Origin of the sequence: Mesorhizobium sp. M0011, from assembly GCF_040324155.1 — a bacterium.
GTDB lineage: Bacteria > Pseudomonadota > Alphaproteobacteria > Rhizobiales > Rhizobiaceae > Mesorhizobium.
This window is the reverse complement of the sequence record NZ_JAMYVQ010000028.1, coordinates 41,652-58,471: the sequence shown is the minus strand read 5'-3', so window position 1 is coordinate 58,471 and position 16,820 is coordinate 41,652. Positions and strand designations below refer to the sequence as shown.

Below are 16,820 nucleotides of genomic sequence, written 5' to 3'. Positions count from 1 at the left end.
CCGGCCAACCGCCAGCTCAACCTGCTGATGACGTCGACCGCTATTCGCGATCGAGGATAGGACAGCCGCGGTCGGTGCCAAAAGTCACGCGCACGCGGTCGCCACCCTGTCTGCCACGGACCGTGATCTCCCGGCGGCCGACGGACTCAATTCTTGCGCGGCGGATGCCCATTCGCTCTGCCTTGTCGAGAGCCCGGTCTTCCGTGCAGCCCCGTTGACGCCGGTCGCGCCGATCGTCGCGACGGGGGCCTTCGCAATCGTCGTAGGCGGGGTCGCAATCTTCCATGAACTTCAGCCGCGGGCCATGTTTGCCCAATTGCAGCTGCAGATTGTCTGCTTGTGCCGGAAAGGCCGCCAAGGTGATGGCGCCGAGGCCGACAAGCGCCATCAGCGATGAGGTGATCGAAACCTTGCGCATTACGTCCTCCATTTGACCAACCCATCTATCTTAGATGGTTCGGCTCTCCCCGGCTATTGCCGATAGGAGGTTTGCTGCCAGGATCGATTGTTGCGTTACGGCCGGCGCCAGCCGATGTCACCGCGCTCCGCCCCATCGAGGCGGTCGAGCAGTTCTCTGAGCCGGTCGGGGATGTCGGCCTCGGTGCGGAAGGCCGGCAAGGTGCGCAGAAAGCGGGTCACCGCCTCGGCGCCGAACTGGCGCCTGATCTCGATGGCCAGCCCCTCTGCCTTTTCGCCTATGTTGCGGGTCATCATCTCAAAATCCTGTCTCGGCTTCGAAACTCCTCCAGCAAGCGAATGGTTCCCCCATCCTGCCTGTGTGGCAAGCAAAGCCGGCAGTTAGGGTAAAATTTGAATTAAAATCGAAATCTTGGCCGTCATTGTCCGGCCTTGGCTGGCGGCCTCTCTAATCGCTTACCCCTTGATTTTTGACCGCCAAACATCGATATCGGGCACAAAATCCACATCATTCGAGATTGACGGGAAACGGCGATGAGCGACCAGGCAAAAGACGAACGCGCGCCCGATGAAGTCGAGGCGACCGAGCCCCCAGCCGAGCGCACGGAAGGCAGCACCGACGGTGACTATGAAGCCCTTGTGCGGCTGTTGAAGGAAAATGAAGAGCTGAAGGACCGCGCGCTGCGCGTGGCGGCCGAGATGGAAAACCTGCGTCGCCGCACGGCGCGCGATGTGCACGATGCCCGCACCTACGCGGTCGCGAATTTCGCCCGCGACATGCTCTCGGTGTCGGACAATCTGCGCCGCGCGCTGGATGCGATTCCCGCCGAGGCCAAGGCATCGGGTGACGCCGGCTTCAAGGCGCTGATCGAAGGCGTCGACCTCACCGAGCGCGCCATGCTGTCGGCGCTGGAACGGCATGGGGTCAAGAAGCTCGCGCCTGAAGGCGAGAAGTTCGATCCCAATTTCCACCAGGCGATGTTCGAAGTGCCCAATCCGGATGTCCCGGCCAACACCGTGGTCCAGGTCGTGCAGCCGGGCTATTCGATCGGCGACCGCGTGCTGCGCCCGGCCATGGTGGGAGTCGCCAAGGGCGGGCCAAAGTTCACCGCCGCTGAAGCACCGGTCGAGCCGGGGCCGGTGAACGAACAGGCCGAGAAAGATGCGTGAGGCAGGGAATAGGCAGTAGGCAGTAGGAAACTAGGGCAGTCGTATCTTCGCGCGGCTTCGTGCTATTCATACTGCCTAATCCCTAAATCCCTAATCCCTACTGCCTTGGCCTCATGAACCCTATCGCGCTTCTTGATTATGCCGGTGTCGCCGTCTTCGCGGCGACCGGGGCGCTGGCGGCTTCGCGTAAGCAACTCGACATTATCGGCTTCCTGTTCCTGGCCAGCGTCACCGGGATAGGCGGTGGCACGCTTCGCGACGTTATCCTCAACCTGCCGGTTTTCTGGGTCGCCAACTCCGGCTATGTGCTGGTCTGCGCCGCGGTTGCGGTGCTGGTCTTCTTCAGCGCGCATCGTGTCGAATCGCGCTGGAAATGGCTGCTCTGGCTCGACGCCGTCGGGCTCGCCGCTTTTTCGGTGATGGGCGCGGCCAAGGGGCTTGCGATTACCGGTTCGCCGGTCGTCTCCGTCATCACCGGCGTGCTCACCGCCACTTTCGGCGGCATTTTGCGTGATCTCCTTGCCGGCGAGCCATCGGTGCTGCTCAGGCCCGAAATCTACGTCACGGCGGCCCTTGCGGGTGCCGGCCTTTACACGCTTGGCGAACTTGCCGGACTGCCGCCGCTCGCCTCGGACCTCGCCGGTTTTGCGGCGGCGTTCCTCGTGCGCGGTGGTGCGCTCAAATTCGGCTGGTCGTTTCCGTCCTACAAGAGCCGACCCGGCAGGCGGCCGGAAGATATTCCGTGAAGAGAGGGAATAGGGAATAGGGAATAGGGAATAGGGAATAGGGAATAGGGAATAGGGAATAATCAGTAGTCACAGGAGCTTAATCGTGGCGTCATCACTACTGCCTACTGCCTACTGCCTACTGCCTACTCAATCTCACGCCGCGAAGCGCTGGGCTTCGCCGCCATAATAGTTGACGTAGCGTGCGCCGATCTCCTTGACCGGCATCACGACGAACACATCGACCGTCGAGAATTCGCGATCGATGACGCAACCATCGCCGATGCGGGCACCGACGCGCAGATAGCCCTTGACCAGAGGCGGCATCGCGGCGATCGCCGCCTTGGCATTGACGGCCTCGATCGGCATCAGATCCATCGAGCAATAGCGCCCGGACACCGCGCGCACGTCCCAGGCCGAGTTCGTCCGGCAGTGGTGGGCGAGGTAGGTGAGCGCCTCCGCATGCGCCGCCGGCACGGTGCCGTGAAAGGACGCGCAGCCGGTCATCACACCGATTTCGTAATGATTGATGTAAGCCCAGATGCCTTGCCACAACGCCTCGATGGTGCGCTTCGAGCGGTATTCCGGCAACACGCAGGAGCGGCCGAGTTCAAGGAAACGCTGGCCGGGATGGCGGGCGATGAGCTTGGTCAGCTCGAATTCACCTTCGGAATAGAAGCCACCGGCCGTGGCCGCGATTTCTTGCCGCAGCAGCCGATATGTGCCGACGATGCGGCGATGTTCGGGACCGGAAAGCGTGGTGTCCAAAACCAGCAGATGGTCGCAGAGCGGATCGAACCGATCGGCGTCCCGGCGGTCATGGGCCTGGAACAGGTCCTTCCTGGCGCCAAGTTCGTCGTAGAACACCCGGTAGCGCACTTCCTGCGCGGCCGCGATCTCGGCCTCGTTGCGAGCGAGCCGCACTTCAAGATTGCCTATACGGCCCAGCGCCGCGCCCTTTATGACGGAATCGACGTTACGTCCGGCAAGCAAGGCGCTGCTGGCGTTCGGCCGAGTGTCACATTCCGGCATAACTGTATGCACGAGTGATTCTCCTTCGAGCCATCCCTCTTGGCACGGGGATACGGTGTAGGTGCAACAGGATTGTGACAGTACCGTGATACGACGTCGTGGGCAATACTTCGTCGGCTGGCGAATACGATCAACCGGCTACGTTTAAGTGATCGCCCGTGCCGAATGGCGGTGGAAAGCTCAGGCCGCGACGACCTGCCCCTCGACGGCATTGACCAGCGCCTCGGGGTCGAGCGGCTTGGTGACAAAGCCGCTGGCGCCATGGGCCAACACCGCATGACGGGTCTTTTCCTGGCTGTCGGCCGACAGCACCATGATCGGCACCGGCCGCACTGCACATTCTTCCTCATGGCGGCGGATGGCGGCAATCGCGTCCAGCCCGTCCATGACCGGCATGTGCAGATCCATCAAGACCACGTCGAAGCGGTCCTTGTGCGCGGCGCCGGTGACAGCCTCGACGGCGGCCTTGCCGTTGCCGACCACCTTGACGCGATGCCCGGCCTTCAGCAGCGTGGCGCGGGCCAGCATGGCGTTGATGTCATTGTCCTCGGCGATCAGCACCGACAGGCCGCGCTGGCGGTTGCCGACGGCGCGCAGCGTCGGCGCGCCGCGCCTTTCCGGCTGCGGCGGGCCGAGGCTCGGAGCATGGCTGCTCAACAGCACACGCAGAAGTGTTCCGCCACGCACCGGCCTGGCCAGGAAGGTTGCGTAGCCGCTGGCTCGGAACTCGCCAAGCATGCCGCGATCGGTCGGCGCGATCAGCGTGATCGCCTCACAGTCGGAGAAACCGCTTTGGCGCAGGCGCTTGAGCAGCCTTCCGTCGCCTTCTTCCATCGCTGCATCGACCAGGATCGCATCGCAGCCGGCGGCGAAAGGCGCGGCCTGTGCGGCAGTGGTGGCGATGTCGACCGCGCCGCCATTGGCGCGGATGGTGCGGGCGATGGCGTCGGCCTCGACGGCGTTCTTCGACAGGATCACCGCGCGTCTGCCCGAGAGAGCATTCTGGTGGCCCTGCGGCGCTTCGGTGGCCGCTATCGCAGGGATTTCGAAGACGAACTCGGATCCCTGGCCGAGCCGGCTGGATACCGAGATCGTGCCGCCCATGGCGGCCACCAGGCGCCTGGAGATGGCAAGGCCGAGGCCGGCCCCGCCATGTGTGCGTGTCGACGTGCCGTCGGCCTGCTCGAACTCCTCGAAAATGCGCTCCAGGTCGGCATCACGCAGGCCCGGACCGGTATCGGCGATGGTGAAGCATATGCGGTCGCTGGTTTCGGTGCGTGCGCGTGCTATGCTCACCAGCACGCCGCCGCTGTCGGTGAACTTGATGGCGTTGCCGATGAGGTTGAGAAGCACCTGCCTGACCTTGCCCGGATCGGCGGTGATCAATTGCGGCACGTCGGGTTCGACATGGCAACCCAGCCCGATATCCTTGGCGAAAGCCCGCGCTGCCAGCAATTCGATGATGTTGTCGGCGATCTCGCGCACCGACATCGGCTGCGGCTCGGGGTCGAAACGCCCGGCTTCGATCTTGGAATAGTCGAGAAGATCCTCGATCAGGGCAAGCAATGCGCTGGCCGAGGTCGAGACGGCGCCGACATAGGTTTGCTGCTCCGGCGACAGGCTGGTGTCGGCCAGCAACCTGGCCATCCCCATGATGCCGTTCATCGGGGTGCGGATTTCATGGCTGACGGTGGCGAGGAAGCGCGATTTGGCCTGGCTGGCATATTCGGCCCGTTCGCGTGCGGTGATCAGCGAGGATTCGGCGCGTTTGCGGGCGGTGATGTCGCGGGCGATGGCGCGGTGCGAAACCGCGCCGCTGTCCTTGTCGCGCACCGACAGTTCGATCCAGGAGAACCAGCGCTGCCCGCTCGGCGTGCTGATAGAGACATCGGTGGAACTCAGGCACTCATGGTCGGAAAAGGCGGCATCGGGAACCATGCCGACCTCGATGCCCAGTTCTGCCAGGGTCTTGCCGGCAAGGTCGCGCTGGTCGATCTCGACGAGATCGGCGAAGACCTTGTTGGCATAGACGATGTAGCCGTCACGGTTGCGATGGATGACGAGATCGCCAAGCGCATCGATCAGGCCGCGAAAGCGTTCATCGCTCTCCTGCATCTCCCACATGCGATCGGCCAGCGTCTCGATCTCGGCGCGGCTGCGGGCAGTGGTTTCGTCAAGAAGGGCAGAGGTGCGATGTTCGCTCCGCCTGGCGCGCAGATGCAGGGCAAGACCGGCAAGACCGGTTGCCAGCAATGCGACGCTGATGAAGATTGGTGCCCCGGTCAGATGCGCCAGCCCGGCCACCACCACAATGGCGACGAATGTCAGAAAGGGCAGGCTTTCGCGCCTGGAGAATTCCGGCTCGGGCACCAGCGGCGGGAGCACCGCATCGACGTCGTCGCCAGTGTCCGCCTGTTGGCTGCCGGATTCCGCGATCATGCGAAATCCTTGCCAGACAGAGATTATGGAAAATTGCGGCGGATCGTTCAAATTTTAGCGGATGAGCGCTTTTTGCCGAGGCGCGGCGGGTTTGCCGCAGATCTGGCGATTCCATCCTTCCGGCAGTTGGGCGGAGTCACATATCCACGACGACGCGGCCGCGGATCTTGCCGTCGACGATGTCGCGCGCGGCATCGACGATGCCGTCGAACCCGATGGTGCTGGACAGGCTGGCGAGCTTCTGAAGATCGAGGTCGGTGCCGATGCGGCGCCATGCCTCGAGGCGGACTGCTTTCGGCGCCATCACTGAATCGATGCCGAGCAATGAGACGCCGCGCAGGATGAAGGGCGCGACGCTGGTCGGCAGGTCCATGCCGCCGGCCAGGCCGCAGGCGGCGACCGCGCCGCCATAGGAGGTCATCGAGAGCACATTGGCCAGCGTGTGGCTGCCAACTGCGTCGATGCCGCCGGCCCAGCGCTCCTTGGCCAGCGGCTTGGCCGGCTGGGCAAGCTCGTCGCGCGATATCACTTCGGCGGCGCCAAGGTCGATCAGATAGGGGCTTTCGGCATTGCGGCCGGTGGAAGCAATGACATGGTAGCCGAGGCTGGACAGGATCGAGACCGCGACCGAGCCGACACCGCCGGCCGCCCCCGTCACCACCACCGGGCCGCGATCGGGCAGGATGCCGTGCCGCTCCAGGGCCATGACGCAGAGCATGGCGGTATAGCCTGCGGTGCCGACGGCCATCGCGTCATGCGGGCTGATGCCCTGCGGCAGCGGCACCAGCCAGTCGCCTTTGACACGGGCGCGGCCAGCATAGGCGCCGAAATGGGTTTCGCCGACGCCCCAGCCGTTCAGGATGGCTTTGTCACCGGCGCGCCAGTCGGGATGGGAAGACGAGATGACGGTGCCGGCGAAATCGATGCCCGGCACCAGCGGCCAGCGGCGGATCACCGGCGCCTTGCCTGTGATCGCCAGGCCATCCTTGTAGTTCACCGTCGTTGCCTCGACCGCGATGGTGACATCGCCTTCCATCAGGTCGGCGTCGGTGAGATCGGTCACGGTTACCGACTGCTTTTTCTCGGCGTCACGCGAAACGAGGATGGCTTTGAAGGTTTCGGACATGTCTTTCTCCGCGATCGTGTTTGGCGACATGAACTGTGCGGCGATGGCGGCACGGGGTCAATCCTTCGAAGACTTGGCCTTCGAAGACTTGGCCTTGGAAGGCATGGCTTTGGAAGGCTTGGCGTTGGACGGCCCGGGCTCGCGCCGCCAGCCGAACAGCTCGTCGAAGACGACCAGTGCCGCGCCCACCGAGATGAAGGCGTCGGCAAGGTTGAAGACGGCGAACGACCAGACCGTCGTGTGGAACAGGATGTAGTCGATGACGTGGCCGTAGACGGCGCGGTCGATCAGGTTGCCGAGCGCGCCGCCGACGATCAGCGCAAAGCCGGTGCGGGCAAGGATCTGGGACGGCGCGATCCGCGTCGCCAGGAACAGCACGAAGGCAACGACGGCGAGCGAAATGACGATCAGCCCGGTGTCGCCGAAGGATGAGAACATCGAGAAGGCGATGCCGGTATTGTAGGTGCGAAACAGCGCCAGGAAGGGCAACAGATCAACCTTTTCCTGAAAAGGCAGGCTGCTCTCGACCATGTACTTTATCCACTGGTCGAGCGCTATGGCTGTGACAACGAGCAGCGCGTAGGGAGACCATGATCTCACGGGTGGGCAACCTTCATTGCTGGTCCACGATTGGTTCGAGCTTCAGCGCGCCGCGCCGGATCTCGAACAGCATGATGCCGGTGGCAACGGCCAGATTGAGCGAATCGGCGCGGCCCGCTTGCGGAATCCTGAGCAGCCTGTCGCAACTTGCAGCCAGGCTTTCGGGCAACCCCTGCTGCTCGTTGCCCATCATCAGCAGCACGGGGCCGCGGGAAAAATCGACCGAACGGTAGTCGACGGCGCCTTTCAGGTGGGTGCCGGCGACAAGGCCTGAAAAGCCGCCTCGCCAGGCAAGGAAAGCCTCGGTCGTCGCTTTGGCCACCGGCACGGCAAAGATCGAACCCATGGTGGCGCGCACCGTCTCCACGGAAAAAGGATCGGTGGTGTCGCCGACCAGGATGACGCCTTTGGCGCCGACGGCATCTACGGTGCGGATGACGGTGCCGAGATTGCCGGGATCGCGTACCCGGTCGAGCGCCACCCAGACATCGCCATTGTCGGCGCGCACATCCTTCAGGGCCAGGAATTTTTGCGAAAAGACGCCGACCACCATTTGCGGATTGTCGCGGCGGGTGATGGCGACCAGCACTTTTTCCGACACTTCGAGCACCATGCCGCCGGCGGCAACCGTGCGTGCCGCGACCTTCTCCACCGCCGCGTTGCCACGCCCGGCCTTGGCGAAAACCAATGTCCTGATCTGCCAGCCGAGATCGAGCGCATCGATGACCAGCTTCAGTCCCTCGGCCATGAAGGCGTTCTGCTGGTCGCGGAATTTCTTCTGCGCGAGCGCCTTGATGTCCTTGACCAGCGGATTGGCGAGGCTGGTGACCTCCTTCACCTGCCCGGGTGCGCCTGCATGCCGCTCGTTCATTCAGGCCACCCAACGCGAAAACAATGAGGTCGAAAGCGCCCGGCCGGCGGACTTTTCGCGGATGATCAGCTCACCCGATTCAATCTTGCCGCCCATGCCGGCAAAGGCATCGCGCATCAAGGCATGGATGGCGAAGAAGGAGGCGCGGATCGAATAGGCGGTCAGCACCACGGCAAGCGGCTTCGGGGTCAGGATCGCACGGCAAAGGTCGGTCAGATCGGGCAGGTCCTCGAACAATTGCCAGACCTCGCCCTTGGGGCCACGGCCATAGGCCGGCGGATCGAACAGGATGATGTCATAGCGGCTGCCACGGCGCTCCTCGCGCTCGGCGAACTTCACCGCATCGTCGACGATCCAGCGGATCGGCTTGCTGCCAAGGCCAGCCATCTCCTGGTTCTCGCGGGCCCAACCGATCGCCTTCTTCGAGGCGTCGACATGGGTGACCTCGGCGCCGGCGCGGGCCGCCACCAGCGAGGCGAGGCCGGTATAGCCAAACAGGTTCAGCACCTTGACCGGCCGCTTCGCCGCAGCGATCAGCCCGGCCATGTGGTCCCAGTGGGAGGCCTGCTCGGGAAAGACGCCGACATGGCGAAACGAGGTGAAACGGCCGAGATAGTCGATGCCGTCATGCTTCATCGGCCAGGTCTCGCCGAGCGGCGTCTTGGGGAAACGCCAGCGGCCGATGCCTTCTTCGTCGGTGTCACCGGTGAAGATGGCGTCGGCGCGCTCCCAGTCTTTTGCCGGCAAGGCCTTTTGCCAGATCGCCTGGCCCTCGGGCCGCACGATTTGGTAGGGGCCGTATTGTTCGAGCTTCTGGCCGGCGCCGCTGTCGAGCAGCGCATAATCGGCATTGGGCGCCACTTCGAGGATCACGGGAAGATGTTCGCTGGGCAGGACGCCTTCGCGGCGGGCCAGGATGCGCGGCGCCGATTTCGGCTCGGAACGATTGTCCGGCTTCGCCTCTTGCCGCTCGCGCGGTGGCGCGTCCGGTCGGGCAGGAACCTGGCTGGTACGCGGACGTGACGCATCCGCCGCACCCTTGGCGGATGGATGCGGACGGTTGTCGCGGCGTTTGTCGCGAAAAGACTTCAAGCGGGGGCAACTCCGAGCGGCGTGGCCGCTTTTGACATAGGGCAACCGGCTTCGCAACCAAGTCCGACAGGTCGGCCTCTCCGGTTCAGGTTGGCCGCGATGGACCAATGTCAAAGAAACAGGCAAATCTACCGGATGTCCCGCTCCGAACGCCTGCTCGACCTGATCCAGTGCCTGCGCCGGCATCGCCGGCCGGTGAGCGGGCAAGCGCTGGCCGATGAACTCGGGATTTCGATCCGCACGCTCTACCGCGATATCGCCACGCTGCAGGGCCAGGGCGCGCCGATCGAGGGCGAGGCGGGTGTCGGTTATGTGCTCAAGCCCGGCTTCATGCTGCCGCCGCTGATGTTCAGCGGCGAGGAGATCGAAGCCATCGTGCTCGGCTCGCGCTGGGTCGCCAAGCAGCCGGACCAGCGTCTTTCGGCCGCCGCTGCCAACGCGTTGGCCAAGATCGCGGCTGTCCTGCCGGACGATCTGCGCGAGGATCTCGACGCGAGCACACTGCTGGTCGGCCCTCCCGCCATGGCCATCGAGACCATCGACCTTGGCCTCGTACGGCAGGCCATCCGCAACGAGCGCAAGCTCGGCTTTCTTTACCGCGACGCGGGCGGCGCTGCGTCCGAGCGTGTCGTCTGGCCATTTGCGCTGGGCTTCTTCGACAAGGTGCGGGTGGTGGTGGCGTGGTGCGAGATGCGGCACGATTTCCGGCATTTTCGCACCGATCGCATCACCGAACTCCATGCAACAGACACGCGCTATCCGCGTCGTCGCCAGGCGCTGCTCAAGGAATGGCGGGCAACGCTCGACACGCCGCGTGGTTCGAGATGACTGCTGCCATAATCTGACAGTAGACCATCTTATGGTCGCCAAGTCGAAGCACCGAACCTTGGAGAGCAGTTATGGCCACCCCGAATTTCGTCATCCTCTATGTCGACCAGCCGCAGCAGAGCGGCGCCTTCTACAGCGGGCTGCTCGGCCGTGAGCCGGTCGAAAGTTCGCCGACCTTCGTGCTGTTCGTGCTCGATGCCGGCTTCAAGTTCGGCCTGTGGTCGCGCCACACGGCGGAGCCGGCAGCCGCCACGTCAGGCGGTGGCGCCGAAATCGTGTTTGCGCTGGATACGCCCGATGCGGTCGATGCCGCCCATGCCGACTGGTCCGGGCGCGGGCTGACAATCCTGCAGACGCCGACCGACATGGATTTCGGCCGTACTTTTGTCGCGCTCGATCCCGACAATCATCGCCTGCGCGTCTACTGGCTGTCCCATGGCGAACAGGCCAATGGTAACCATAAATGAGCGCGTATTGGATCGCCGTGGCGTCGGCCGAACATGTCCGGCGGGGCCGCGCAGCCGGCTTCATGCAGGTCAACCACGGCAAGGCGGCACCGCTGCGTCGCGTCAAGCCAGGCGATGGCATCGTCTACTATTCGCCGAACACTGTTTTGGGCGAGAAAGATGGCCTGCAGGCCTTCACGGCGATCGGCACGGTGCGGGAAGGCGAGTCCTATCAGGGCGATATGGGCGCCGGCTTCACGCCGTTTCGTCGCGATGTGGCGTGGGCCAAGGCCGAGGAAGCGCGGATCAAGCCGCTGCTCGACAAGCTCGAATTCACCGTCGGCAAGTCGAACTGGGGTTATCAGCTTCGCTTCGGCCTGTTTTCGGTCAGCGCGGCCGATTTTGCTCTGATCGCAGAGGCGATGGGCGCCAAAACGGCTGCGGCAGCGAATTAAGTCTTCATCGCCTTGTAGACGGCAATGCCGGCGGCAAGATCCTCGAGCGCCGCGCCGACCGACTTGAACAGCGTGATCTCACCGGCGCTCTCGCGACCCTTCTTCTGCCCGCGCGCCAATTCGTGCAGATCGGCGACAATGGTTTCCGGCTTCAGCACGCCGGAGGCCAGCGGTTGGACAATGTCGCCGGCTTCCTTGGTGGCGCCGGCGCGGGTGTCGACATAGACGCGGGCAAGCCTGATCGCGTCGTCATCGCTCTCGCGCATCGTCGGCGTAAAGCCTCCGACCAGGTCGACATGGGTTCCCGGCTGCAACAGCGCACCCTTGATCAACGGCGTCGTCGTGATCGTCGCCGAGGAGACGATGTCGGCCCGTCCAAGCTCGGCATCGAGATCGCTCGCCGCGCTGGCTGCAAAACCCTCGGCGCGCAGGTCGGCGGCGACTTTCTCGGCATTGGCCGGGGTGCGGTTCCAGATGCGGATGGTCTTGATCGGCCGCACGGCCGAGTGCGCCTTGGCGAGGAACGGCGACAGCGCGCCGGCGCCGACCACCAGCAGGCGCGAGGCGTCGTCGCGGGCGAGATAGGAAGCCGCAAGTGCCGAAGCACAGGCGGTGCGCCACTGTGTCAGCCGCTGGCCGTCGATGAAGGCTTCAGGTTCGCCGGTGGCGCCATTGAGCAGGAGATAGAGTCCCATCACCGCCGGCTTGCCGATGGCATTGTTGTCGGGGGAGACGGTAACGATCTTGACGCCGACGTGACCGCCGGCCGACGTGCCGGCCGCGTTGAGATCGGTCCAGGCCGGCATCAAAAGCAGGGTGGAGGCGGCACCATCTGGCCGCTCGATCGTATGATGATGCCTGACCGGCTGCACCGCACCGTCGCGAAACGCCATGCGCAGCGTCTCGACCAGCCCGGCAAAGCTCAGGGCATGGTCAACCTCTGCGGCCGAAATGGTCAGCATGCAAAACTCCGTGGGGACAAAACCGCCAACGGGCGGTTCAAGCGGTCGGCTTCGGCAATGCGGACCCTTGGGCGGACCCGTGGGCGGAGCCTGGGGCCGTTCCCGGAGCCTGGCTTTGTGATACCGCCGGCGCACGGCTGACCGCCTGGCGCAGGTTCTCGGCCTCGACGCCGCGCTGGCGCGCCAGCTTGCGATAGCGGCCCTGCTTGACCCAGGTTGCCAGGCTGCCGACGATCATGCCGATGGCGAGTGCCAGGAACAGGAAGATGAACAGCGGCAAAGTCAAGGTCAGCTTCGGATTGCCGGGGTTGAACGGATCCAGCGTGAAGGCGACCAGTTCGCGGTTGGCAACGGCGAGTGCGATCAGGATGATCGCCAGGGGCACGAAGATCGCGATGAGCATGAAGCGATTGAACATGATGTTTTCCGTCGGAAGCTGGCCTGTCCGAAGGCCGTCAGGCGCTGACGTCGCGCCTACTTGCCGCCGTTCAGCCTTTCACGCAGTTCCTTACCAGTCTTGAAGAACGGCACCCATTTCTCCTCGACCTCGACGGATTCGCCTGTGCGCGGATTGCGGCCGGTGCGGGCGGGACGATTTTTCACCGAAAAAGCGCCGAAGCCACGCAACTCGACCCGGTTGCCTTCGGCAAGGGCGTCGGTGATTTCATCGAAGATGGCGCCGACGATGTTTTCGACGTCGCGCAGGAAAAGATGCGGATTGCGCGTGGCAATAATCTGCACAAGTTCGGACTTGATCATGAGACGGGTCCCCGTGAAAGCAGTGCGGTCAAAATTATGAGGATGATTTTATTTGCTTTTTTCACTTGCCCCAAACGGCGTCTCAAGGGTGCCAGACGGAAACGAGACCGTCAAGAAACAAGCGGTCGGCTCCGAGTTCATGGATGACGTCGCCGCTGTAGGCGGGCAGGCCGAGCGCACTGCTGATGGTTTGCGCCATCGCTTTCGAGAACAGGAAGCCGCCGCGCCGTTCGGTATCCTTCCACTCGACGACCTTGAGCTTGGCATCGACGCCCTTGGTGGCCAGCCAGTCGACCGCTACGGCCTCGCCGCCGACGGCGTCGATCAGCCCGTTGGCAACGCCCTGGCGCCCGGTGAATATCGAGCCGTCGGCAAGCATCAGCGCTTGTTCGCGGGTCATCTTGCGGCGTTCGGCGACGATGTCGACGAACCAGTTGTAACTGTCGAGGATGAGTTTGCGAACCATCGCGCGTTCGTCGTCATTGGTCGGCTTGAAGGGAGAGGGCGCGGCTTTCAGCGGCGAGGATTTCACCTCCTCCAGCTTGACACCGAGCTTGTCCATCAGGCCGCTGACGTCGGGATACTGGATCAGCACGCCGATCGAGCCGACGATCGAGGTCTTGCGGGCAACGATGTGATCGGCGGCACTGGCGATCATATAGCCCGCCGATGCGGCGAGCGTGCCGACTTCCGCCACCACCGGCTTGTCGGCGGCAAGCTTGCGCACTTCTTCATAGATCGATTCACCGCCAACGGTGGTGCCGCCAGGCGAATCGATCGACAGGATCACCCCTTTCACCTTCGATGAAAGACGGATGGTTTCCAGGCGCTTGATCAGTTCCTCGTCCTCGGTGATCGTGCCTTCGATCTTGACCTTGGCAATATGGTCGACCGTCGAGCCGCCGAAATCGTCGCCATAGAACCAGGTTGAAAGCGCAATCACTCCAAGGGCCACGATGCCTATGGCGACAACGCGCCAGAATGTCAGCTTGCGCCGCAAACGGCGGCGGTCGATCAGGTCGTCGGCTCTCAGTGCCATGGTCAGCCTTTCAGTCGGCGGAAGGGGACGCTTTTAGACCATGATCCTCTCATCGGGAAGCAGTTCTCTTTCCGGCAGTGTCTCAGTCTGAAGTTTGCGCAAACGGCTAATCCTTTGGCCGAGTTGCGCAAACGCCCTATATACAGGCAAAAGGCATAGGAGATTTCATGATCGCCAAACACACAACCGCCGAAGATATGGCTCGAACTGTAGGCGTCGACCCGAACACATTCCGCCAAGCGTTGCGTAATGTGAAGCACCCTCGGAAACGCAACACTGATTGGGAAGTGAAAATTGGCAGCCCATCGTATTCGGGAATGCGCACCGTTCTTGTTGGTCTCATACAGCGGAAGGCGGCCTGACGCCGACCGGATCTAAAGCCAAAAGCGTCCCGCCGACGTGATCGGCAACGCCGCATACACGATCGACCAGGCTGGCCAGGCGGGGCATCCGACATCTCCCCTCACGTTTTTGGGCAATCACCGCGAGGTCGGGCGGCGAGACAGGCGCTGATAAATTTTACGCCGCGTGTCTGTTTCTGCTATGGAGAACACGCAGTTGTGCGGACTTCGTTTTCGTCTGTACAAAGGCGGTTGTCACACTTTTGCAGTTTTCGTGGGCTTGTGCTTGCTTGAAAGCGCCGGCGTCCCACCTATAGGCGGTGCTCAAGGGCGGGCAGGGTTAGAAGAAAGCAGTTAATGTTAGCGCGACCTATTGAACCAACCAACGCCGAGGCGGTGTTGGCTCCCCCGGCGGGCGGCCGGACGCGCGGCGATGCTTTCGACCGTGCACAGCGTCATTCGCGCCGCGTGCGCGTTCTCAAATTTGCCGTGCCAGTGGCCGCGGCACTGATAGCGGTCGCTTTCCCGGTCTATTCCTATCTCGCCGCACCCGTCGCCGTGAAGGTTCAGGCGGAAGGCACTGCCTTTTCCAACGGCAAGCTGGTGATGGCCAATCCCAAGCTCAACGGTTTCACCAAGCAGAAGCAGCCTTATTCGATGACGGCGCTGCGTGCCATTCAGGATGTCAGCACGCAAGGTATCATCGAGCTGGAAGGCATCGACGCCAAGGTGCCGATCGCGCCCGACAATGTGGCGGCGGTCAAGGCCTCGCACGGCACCTACGATCGCGACGGCAATACGATGAACCTGACCAGCGACGTGACGATCACCACGACCGACGGCATGCAGGCCAAGTTCAAATCGGTCTTCCTCGACATGGGCAAAGGCACTATGAAGACGGGAGATCCCGTCGATGTCAGCCGTGGCGGGTCGCGGATCACGGCGGATACGATGTCGGTCCAGGACAATGGCAAGGTTCTGGTTTTCGAGAACAAAGTGCGCGTCAACATCGATTCCGCCGCCTTGAAGGCGGCACAGGGAAACAGCGGAGAAACCAATGCGGCTCAGTAGTTCGACGCGGCTCGCGGCTGCAACTTCAGCGTTGCTGCTGCTCGGACTCGTGCCGTCATGGGCGCAGACGACCAGTCAATCAGGCCTCAAACTGTCCGGCGACAAGCCGATCCAGATCGAGAGCGACAGGCTGGAAGTCCGCCAGGCCGACAGTGTCGCCATCTTCACGGGCAATGTCAGCGTCGTCCAGGGGCCGACATTGATGAAGGCCGGCAAGATGACGGTCTACTACGTCAAGGACCCCAACGCCGCTGCCAAGGGCACGGAGGCCGCGGGTGCGGCGATGACGGGCTCGGCCAACATCGATCACCTGGAGATCTCCGACAAGGTTTACATCAAGTCGGATGCGCAGGTCGCGACCGGCGATCAAGGCAGTTTCGATATGAAGAGCCAGGTGCTGGTGCTTTCGGGCAAAAAGGTCGTTCTGTCGCAAAACGACAATGTTCTGGTGGGCTGCAAGCTTACGGTGCAGATGAAAAGCGGACTGGCTCAGGTGGATCCATGTGCTGGGCAACGCGTCCAGATGTCGATCACGCCGCCGCCGAAATCGGGAGCGACGAACCCCTGATGGCCAGCCTGTCGTCGTTGACGGCGCGTCTTCCGGGACGGGCCGCCGGCAAGCTTTCGGCGCCGGCCACGGTGACCGTCGATGCGGGAAAGTTCAAGGGAACCCTGATCGCCAAGGGGCTGACCAAGAGCTACAAGGGCCGCAAGGTCGTCAGCGGCGTCACCATCGGCGTGCGCGCCGGCGAGGCCGTTGGACTGCTCGGCCCCAACGGCGCCGGCAAGACGACCTGTTTCTACATGGTTACCGGCCTCGTGCCGGTGGATGAAGGCACGATCGAGATCGACGGCTTCGACGTCACCTCGATGCCGATGTACCGTCGCGCGCGCCTCGGCATCGGCTATCTGCCGCAGGAAGCATCGATTTTCCGTGGGCTCAATGTCGAGCAGAATATCCGCGCCGTGCTGGAAGTGGTCGAAAAGGACCGCAAGGTGCGCGAGCGCAATCTCGACGAACTGCTCGAGGAATTCCACATCAGCCATCTGCGCAAGGCGCCATCCATGTCGCTTTCGGGCGGCGAGCGGCGACGCCTGGAAATCGCGCGAGCGCTGGCGACGCGTCCGGCCTACATGCTGCTCGACGAGCCTTTCGCCGGCATCGATCCGATCGCTGTCGCCGATATCCAGCAACTGGTGCGCCACCTGACAGCGCGCGGCATCGGCGTCCTCATCACAGATCATAATGTGCGCGAAACGCTCGGCCTGATCGACCGCGCCTACATCATCCATGCCGGCCAGGTGCTGACCCATGGCAGGGCCGACGAAGTGGTGGCAAACCCGGATGTGCGGCGACTTTACCTCGGCGAGGGTTTTACGCTCTGAACGGTTCGTCGTTTCACGGAAAACGCCAATCCGCTCCGTCTTTTCGTCTTGACGCAATTCC

Annotated in this window: 21 protein-coding genes; 9 read left to right on the top strand and 12 right to left on the bottom strand. The window is 63.2% G+C overall.

The annotated features are described in order from the left end of the window. Positions 1 to 40 precede the first annotated feature (40 nt). Together NKK51_RS25365 and NKK51_RS25360 are read right to left on the bottom strand one after the other, a co-directional pair. Positions 41 to 418 (bottom strand): hypothetical protein, encoded by a 378-nt coding sequence (locus tag NKK51_RS25365; protein ID WP_352554968.1) that lies wholly within the window; start codon positions 416 to 418, stop codon positions 41 to 43. 95 nt (positions 419 to 513) lie between these two features. Next, positions 514 to 714 (bottom strand): hypothetical protein, encoded by a 201-nt coding sequence (locus tag NKK51_RS25360; RefSeq protein WP_127296396.1) that lies wholly within the window; start codon positions 712 to 714, stop codon positions 514 to 516. A gap of 237 nt (positions 715 to 951) precedes the next feature. On the opposite strand from NKK51_RS25360, the gene grpE reads away from it, so the two are divergent. Both grpE and NKK51_RS25350 read left to right on the top strand, forming a co-directional pair. Continuing rightward, complete coding sequence (gene grpE, locus NKK51_RS25355) at positions 952 to 1,587, top strand: nucleotide exchange factor GrpE (RefSeq protein ID WP_352554967.1); 636 nt, start codon at positions 952 to 954, stop codon at positions 1,585 to 1,587. Between the two features lie 113 nt (positions 1,588 to 1,700). Continuing rightward, positions 1,701 to 2,333 carry a trimeric intracellular cation channel family protein gene (locus NKK51_RS25350; RefSeq protein ID WP_352440853.1) on the top strand — a complete coding sequence of 211 codons (633 nt, stop codon included), beginning with the start codon at positions 1,701 to 1,703 and terminating at the stop codon, positions 2,331 to 2,333. A gap of 135 nt (positions 2,334 to 2,468) precedes the next feature. On the opposite strand, the gene olsB is transcribed toward NKK51_RS25350, so the two are convergent. The 6 genes from olsB to NKK51_RS25320 all read right to left on the bottom strand — a co-directional run bounded on the left by olsB (position 2,469) and on the right by NKK51_RS25320 (position 9,472). Further along, positions 2,469 to 3,344, bottom strand: a complete 876-nt coding sequence (gene olsB, locus NKK51_RS25345; RefSeq protein WP_023812526.1) for a l-ornithine N(alpha)-acyltransferase — start codon at positions 3,342 to 3,344, stop codon at positions 2,469 to 2,471. A 180-nt stretch (positions 3,345 to 3,524) separates the two neighbouring features. Next, a complete protein-coding gene (locus NKK51_RS25340) occupies positions 3,525 to 5,783 on the bottom strand; it encodes a response regulator (protein WP_352554966.1) in 2,259 nt (752 codons plus the stop codon). 136 nt (positions 5,784 to 5,919) lie between these two features. Then, a complete protein-coding gene (acuI, locus tag NKK51_RS25335) occupies positions 5,920 to 6,909 on the bottom strand; it encodes an acrylyl-CoA reductase (NADPH) (RefSeq protein WP_128303215.1) in 990 nt (329 codons plus the stop codon). A gap of 57 nt (positions 6,910 to 6,966) precedes the next feature. Beyond that, entirely contained in the window at positions 6,967 to 7,509 is a 543-nt protein-coding gene (gene lspA, locus NKK51_RS25330; RefSeq protein WP_352554965.1) for a signal peptidase II, read from the bottom strand. 13 nt (positions 7,510 to 7,522) lie between these two features. Beyond that, a complete protein-coding gene (locus NKK51_RS25325) occupies positions 7,523 to 8,380 on the bottom strand; it encodes a TrmH family RNA methyltransferase (RefSeq protein WP_056594960.1) in 858 nt (285 codons plus the stop codon). Continuing rightward, positions 8,381 to 9,472, bottom strand: coding sequence for an RsmD family RNA methyltransferase (locus tag NKK51_RS25320; protein WP_352554964.1), 1,092 nt, complete (start codon positions 9,470 to 9,472; stop codon positions 8,381 to 8,383). 135 nt (positions 9,473 to 9,607) lie between these two features. On the opposite strand from NKK51_RS25320, the gene NKK51_RS25315 reads away from it, so the two are divergent. The 3 genes from NKK51_RS25315 (at position 9,608) to NKK51_RS25305 (ending at position 11,201) form a co-directional block, all read left to right on the top strand. After that, a complete protein-coding gene (locus tag NKK51_RS25315) occupies positions 9,608 to 10,300 on the top strand; it encodes a helix-turn-helix transcriptional regulator (RefSeq protein WP_352554963.1) in 693 nt (230 codons plus the stop codon). Positions 10,301 to 10,371: 71 nt separating this feature from the next. Further along, positions 10,372 to 10,767 carry a VOC family protein gene (locus tag NKK51_RS25310; protein WP_352554962.1) on the top strand — a complete coding sequence of 132 codons (396 nt, stop codon included), beginning with the start codon at positions 10,372 to 10,374 and terminating at the stop codon, positions 10,765 to 10,767. Next, on the top strand, positions 10,764 to 11,201 hold the full coding sequence (locus NKK51_RS25305; RefSeq protein ID WP_352554961.1) for an EVE domain-containing protein: 438 nt from the start codon (positions 10,764 to 10,766) through the stop codon (positions 11,199 to 11,201). Before NKK51_RS25310 ends, NKK51_RS25305 begins: the two co-directional genes overlap by 4 nt. Here the strand turns inward: NKK51_RS25305 and lhpI are convergent. The 4 genes from lhpI to sppA all read right to left on the bottom strand — a co-directional run bounded on the left by lhpI (position 11,198) and on the right by sppA (position 13,961). Further along, complete coding sequence (gene lhpI, locus NKK51_RS25300) at positions 11,198 to 12,163, bottom strand: bifunctional Delta(1)-pyrroline-2-carboxylate/Delta(1)-piperideine-2-carboxylate reductase (RefSeq protein WP_352554960.1); 966 nt, start codon at positions 12,161 to 12,163, stop codon at positions 11,198 to 11,200. The two genes, NKK51_RS25305 and lhpI, sit on opposite strands and share 4 nt — an antisense overlap. A gap of 37 nt (positions 12,164 to 12,200) precedes the next feature. Further along, positions 12,201 to 12,581 carry a LapA family protein gene (locus tag NKK51_RS25295; protein WP_023812534.1) on the bottom strand — a complete coding sequence of 127 codons (381 nt, stop codon included), beginning with the start codon at positions 12,579 to 12,581 and terminating at the stop codon, positions 12,201 to 12,203. Between the two features lie 56 nt (positions 12,582 to 12,637). Continuing rightward, complete coding sequence (locus NKK51_RS25290; RefSeq protein WP_006200394.1) at positions 12,638 to 12,922, bottom strand: integration host factor subunit beta; 285 nt, start codon at positions 12,920 to 12,922, stop codon at positions 12,638 to 12,640. Positions 12,923 to 13,004: 82 nt separating this feature from the next. Beyond that, entirely contained in the window at positions 13,005 to 13,961 is a 957-nt protein-coding gene (gene sppA, locus NKK51_RS25285; protein ID WP_352440861.1) for a signal peptide peptidase SppA, read from the bottom strand. A gap of 167 nt (positions 13,962 to 14,128) precedes the next feature. Between sppA and NKK51_RS25280 the strand changes: the two genes are divergently transcribed. The 4 genes from NKK51_RS25280 (at position 14,129) to lptB (ending at position 16,759) form a co-directional block, all read left to right on the top strand. Beyond that, complete coding sequence (locus NKK51_RS25280; protein ID WP_127296383.1) at positions 14,129 to 14,323, top strand: hypothetical protein; 195 nt, start codon at positions 14,129 to 14,131, stop codon at positions 14,321 to 14,323. A 336-nt stretch (positions 14,324 to 14,659) separates the two neighbouring features. Further along, entirely contained in the window at positions 14,660 to 15,373 is a 714-nt protein-coding gene (gene lptC, locus NKK51_RS25275; protein ID WP_352440862.1) for an LPS export ABC transporter periplasmic protein LptC, read from the top strand. Then, positions 15,360 to 15,941 carry an LptA/OstA family protein gene (locus NKK51_RS25270; RefSeq protein WP_352554959.1) on the top strand — a complete coding sequence of 194 codons (582 nt, stop codon included), beginning with the start codon at positions 15,360 to 15,362 and terminating at the stop codon, positions 15,939 to 15,941. The genes lptC and NKK51_RS25270 overlap by 14 nt, the downstream gene beginning before the upstream one ends. Beyond that, the gene (gene lptB, locus NKK51_RS25265) at positions 15,941 to 16,759 is read left to right on the top strand and encodes an LPS export ABC transporter ATP-binding protein (protein WP_013529586.1); all 819 of its coding nucleotides are present in this window, start codon (positions 15,941 to 15,943) and stop codon (positions 16,757 to 16,759) included. The genes NKK51_RS25270 and lptB overlap by 1 nt, the downstream gene beginning before the upstream one ends. The last annotated feature ends 61 nt before the right edge of the window (positions 16,760 to 16,820 follow it).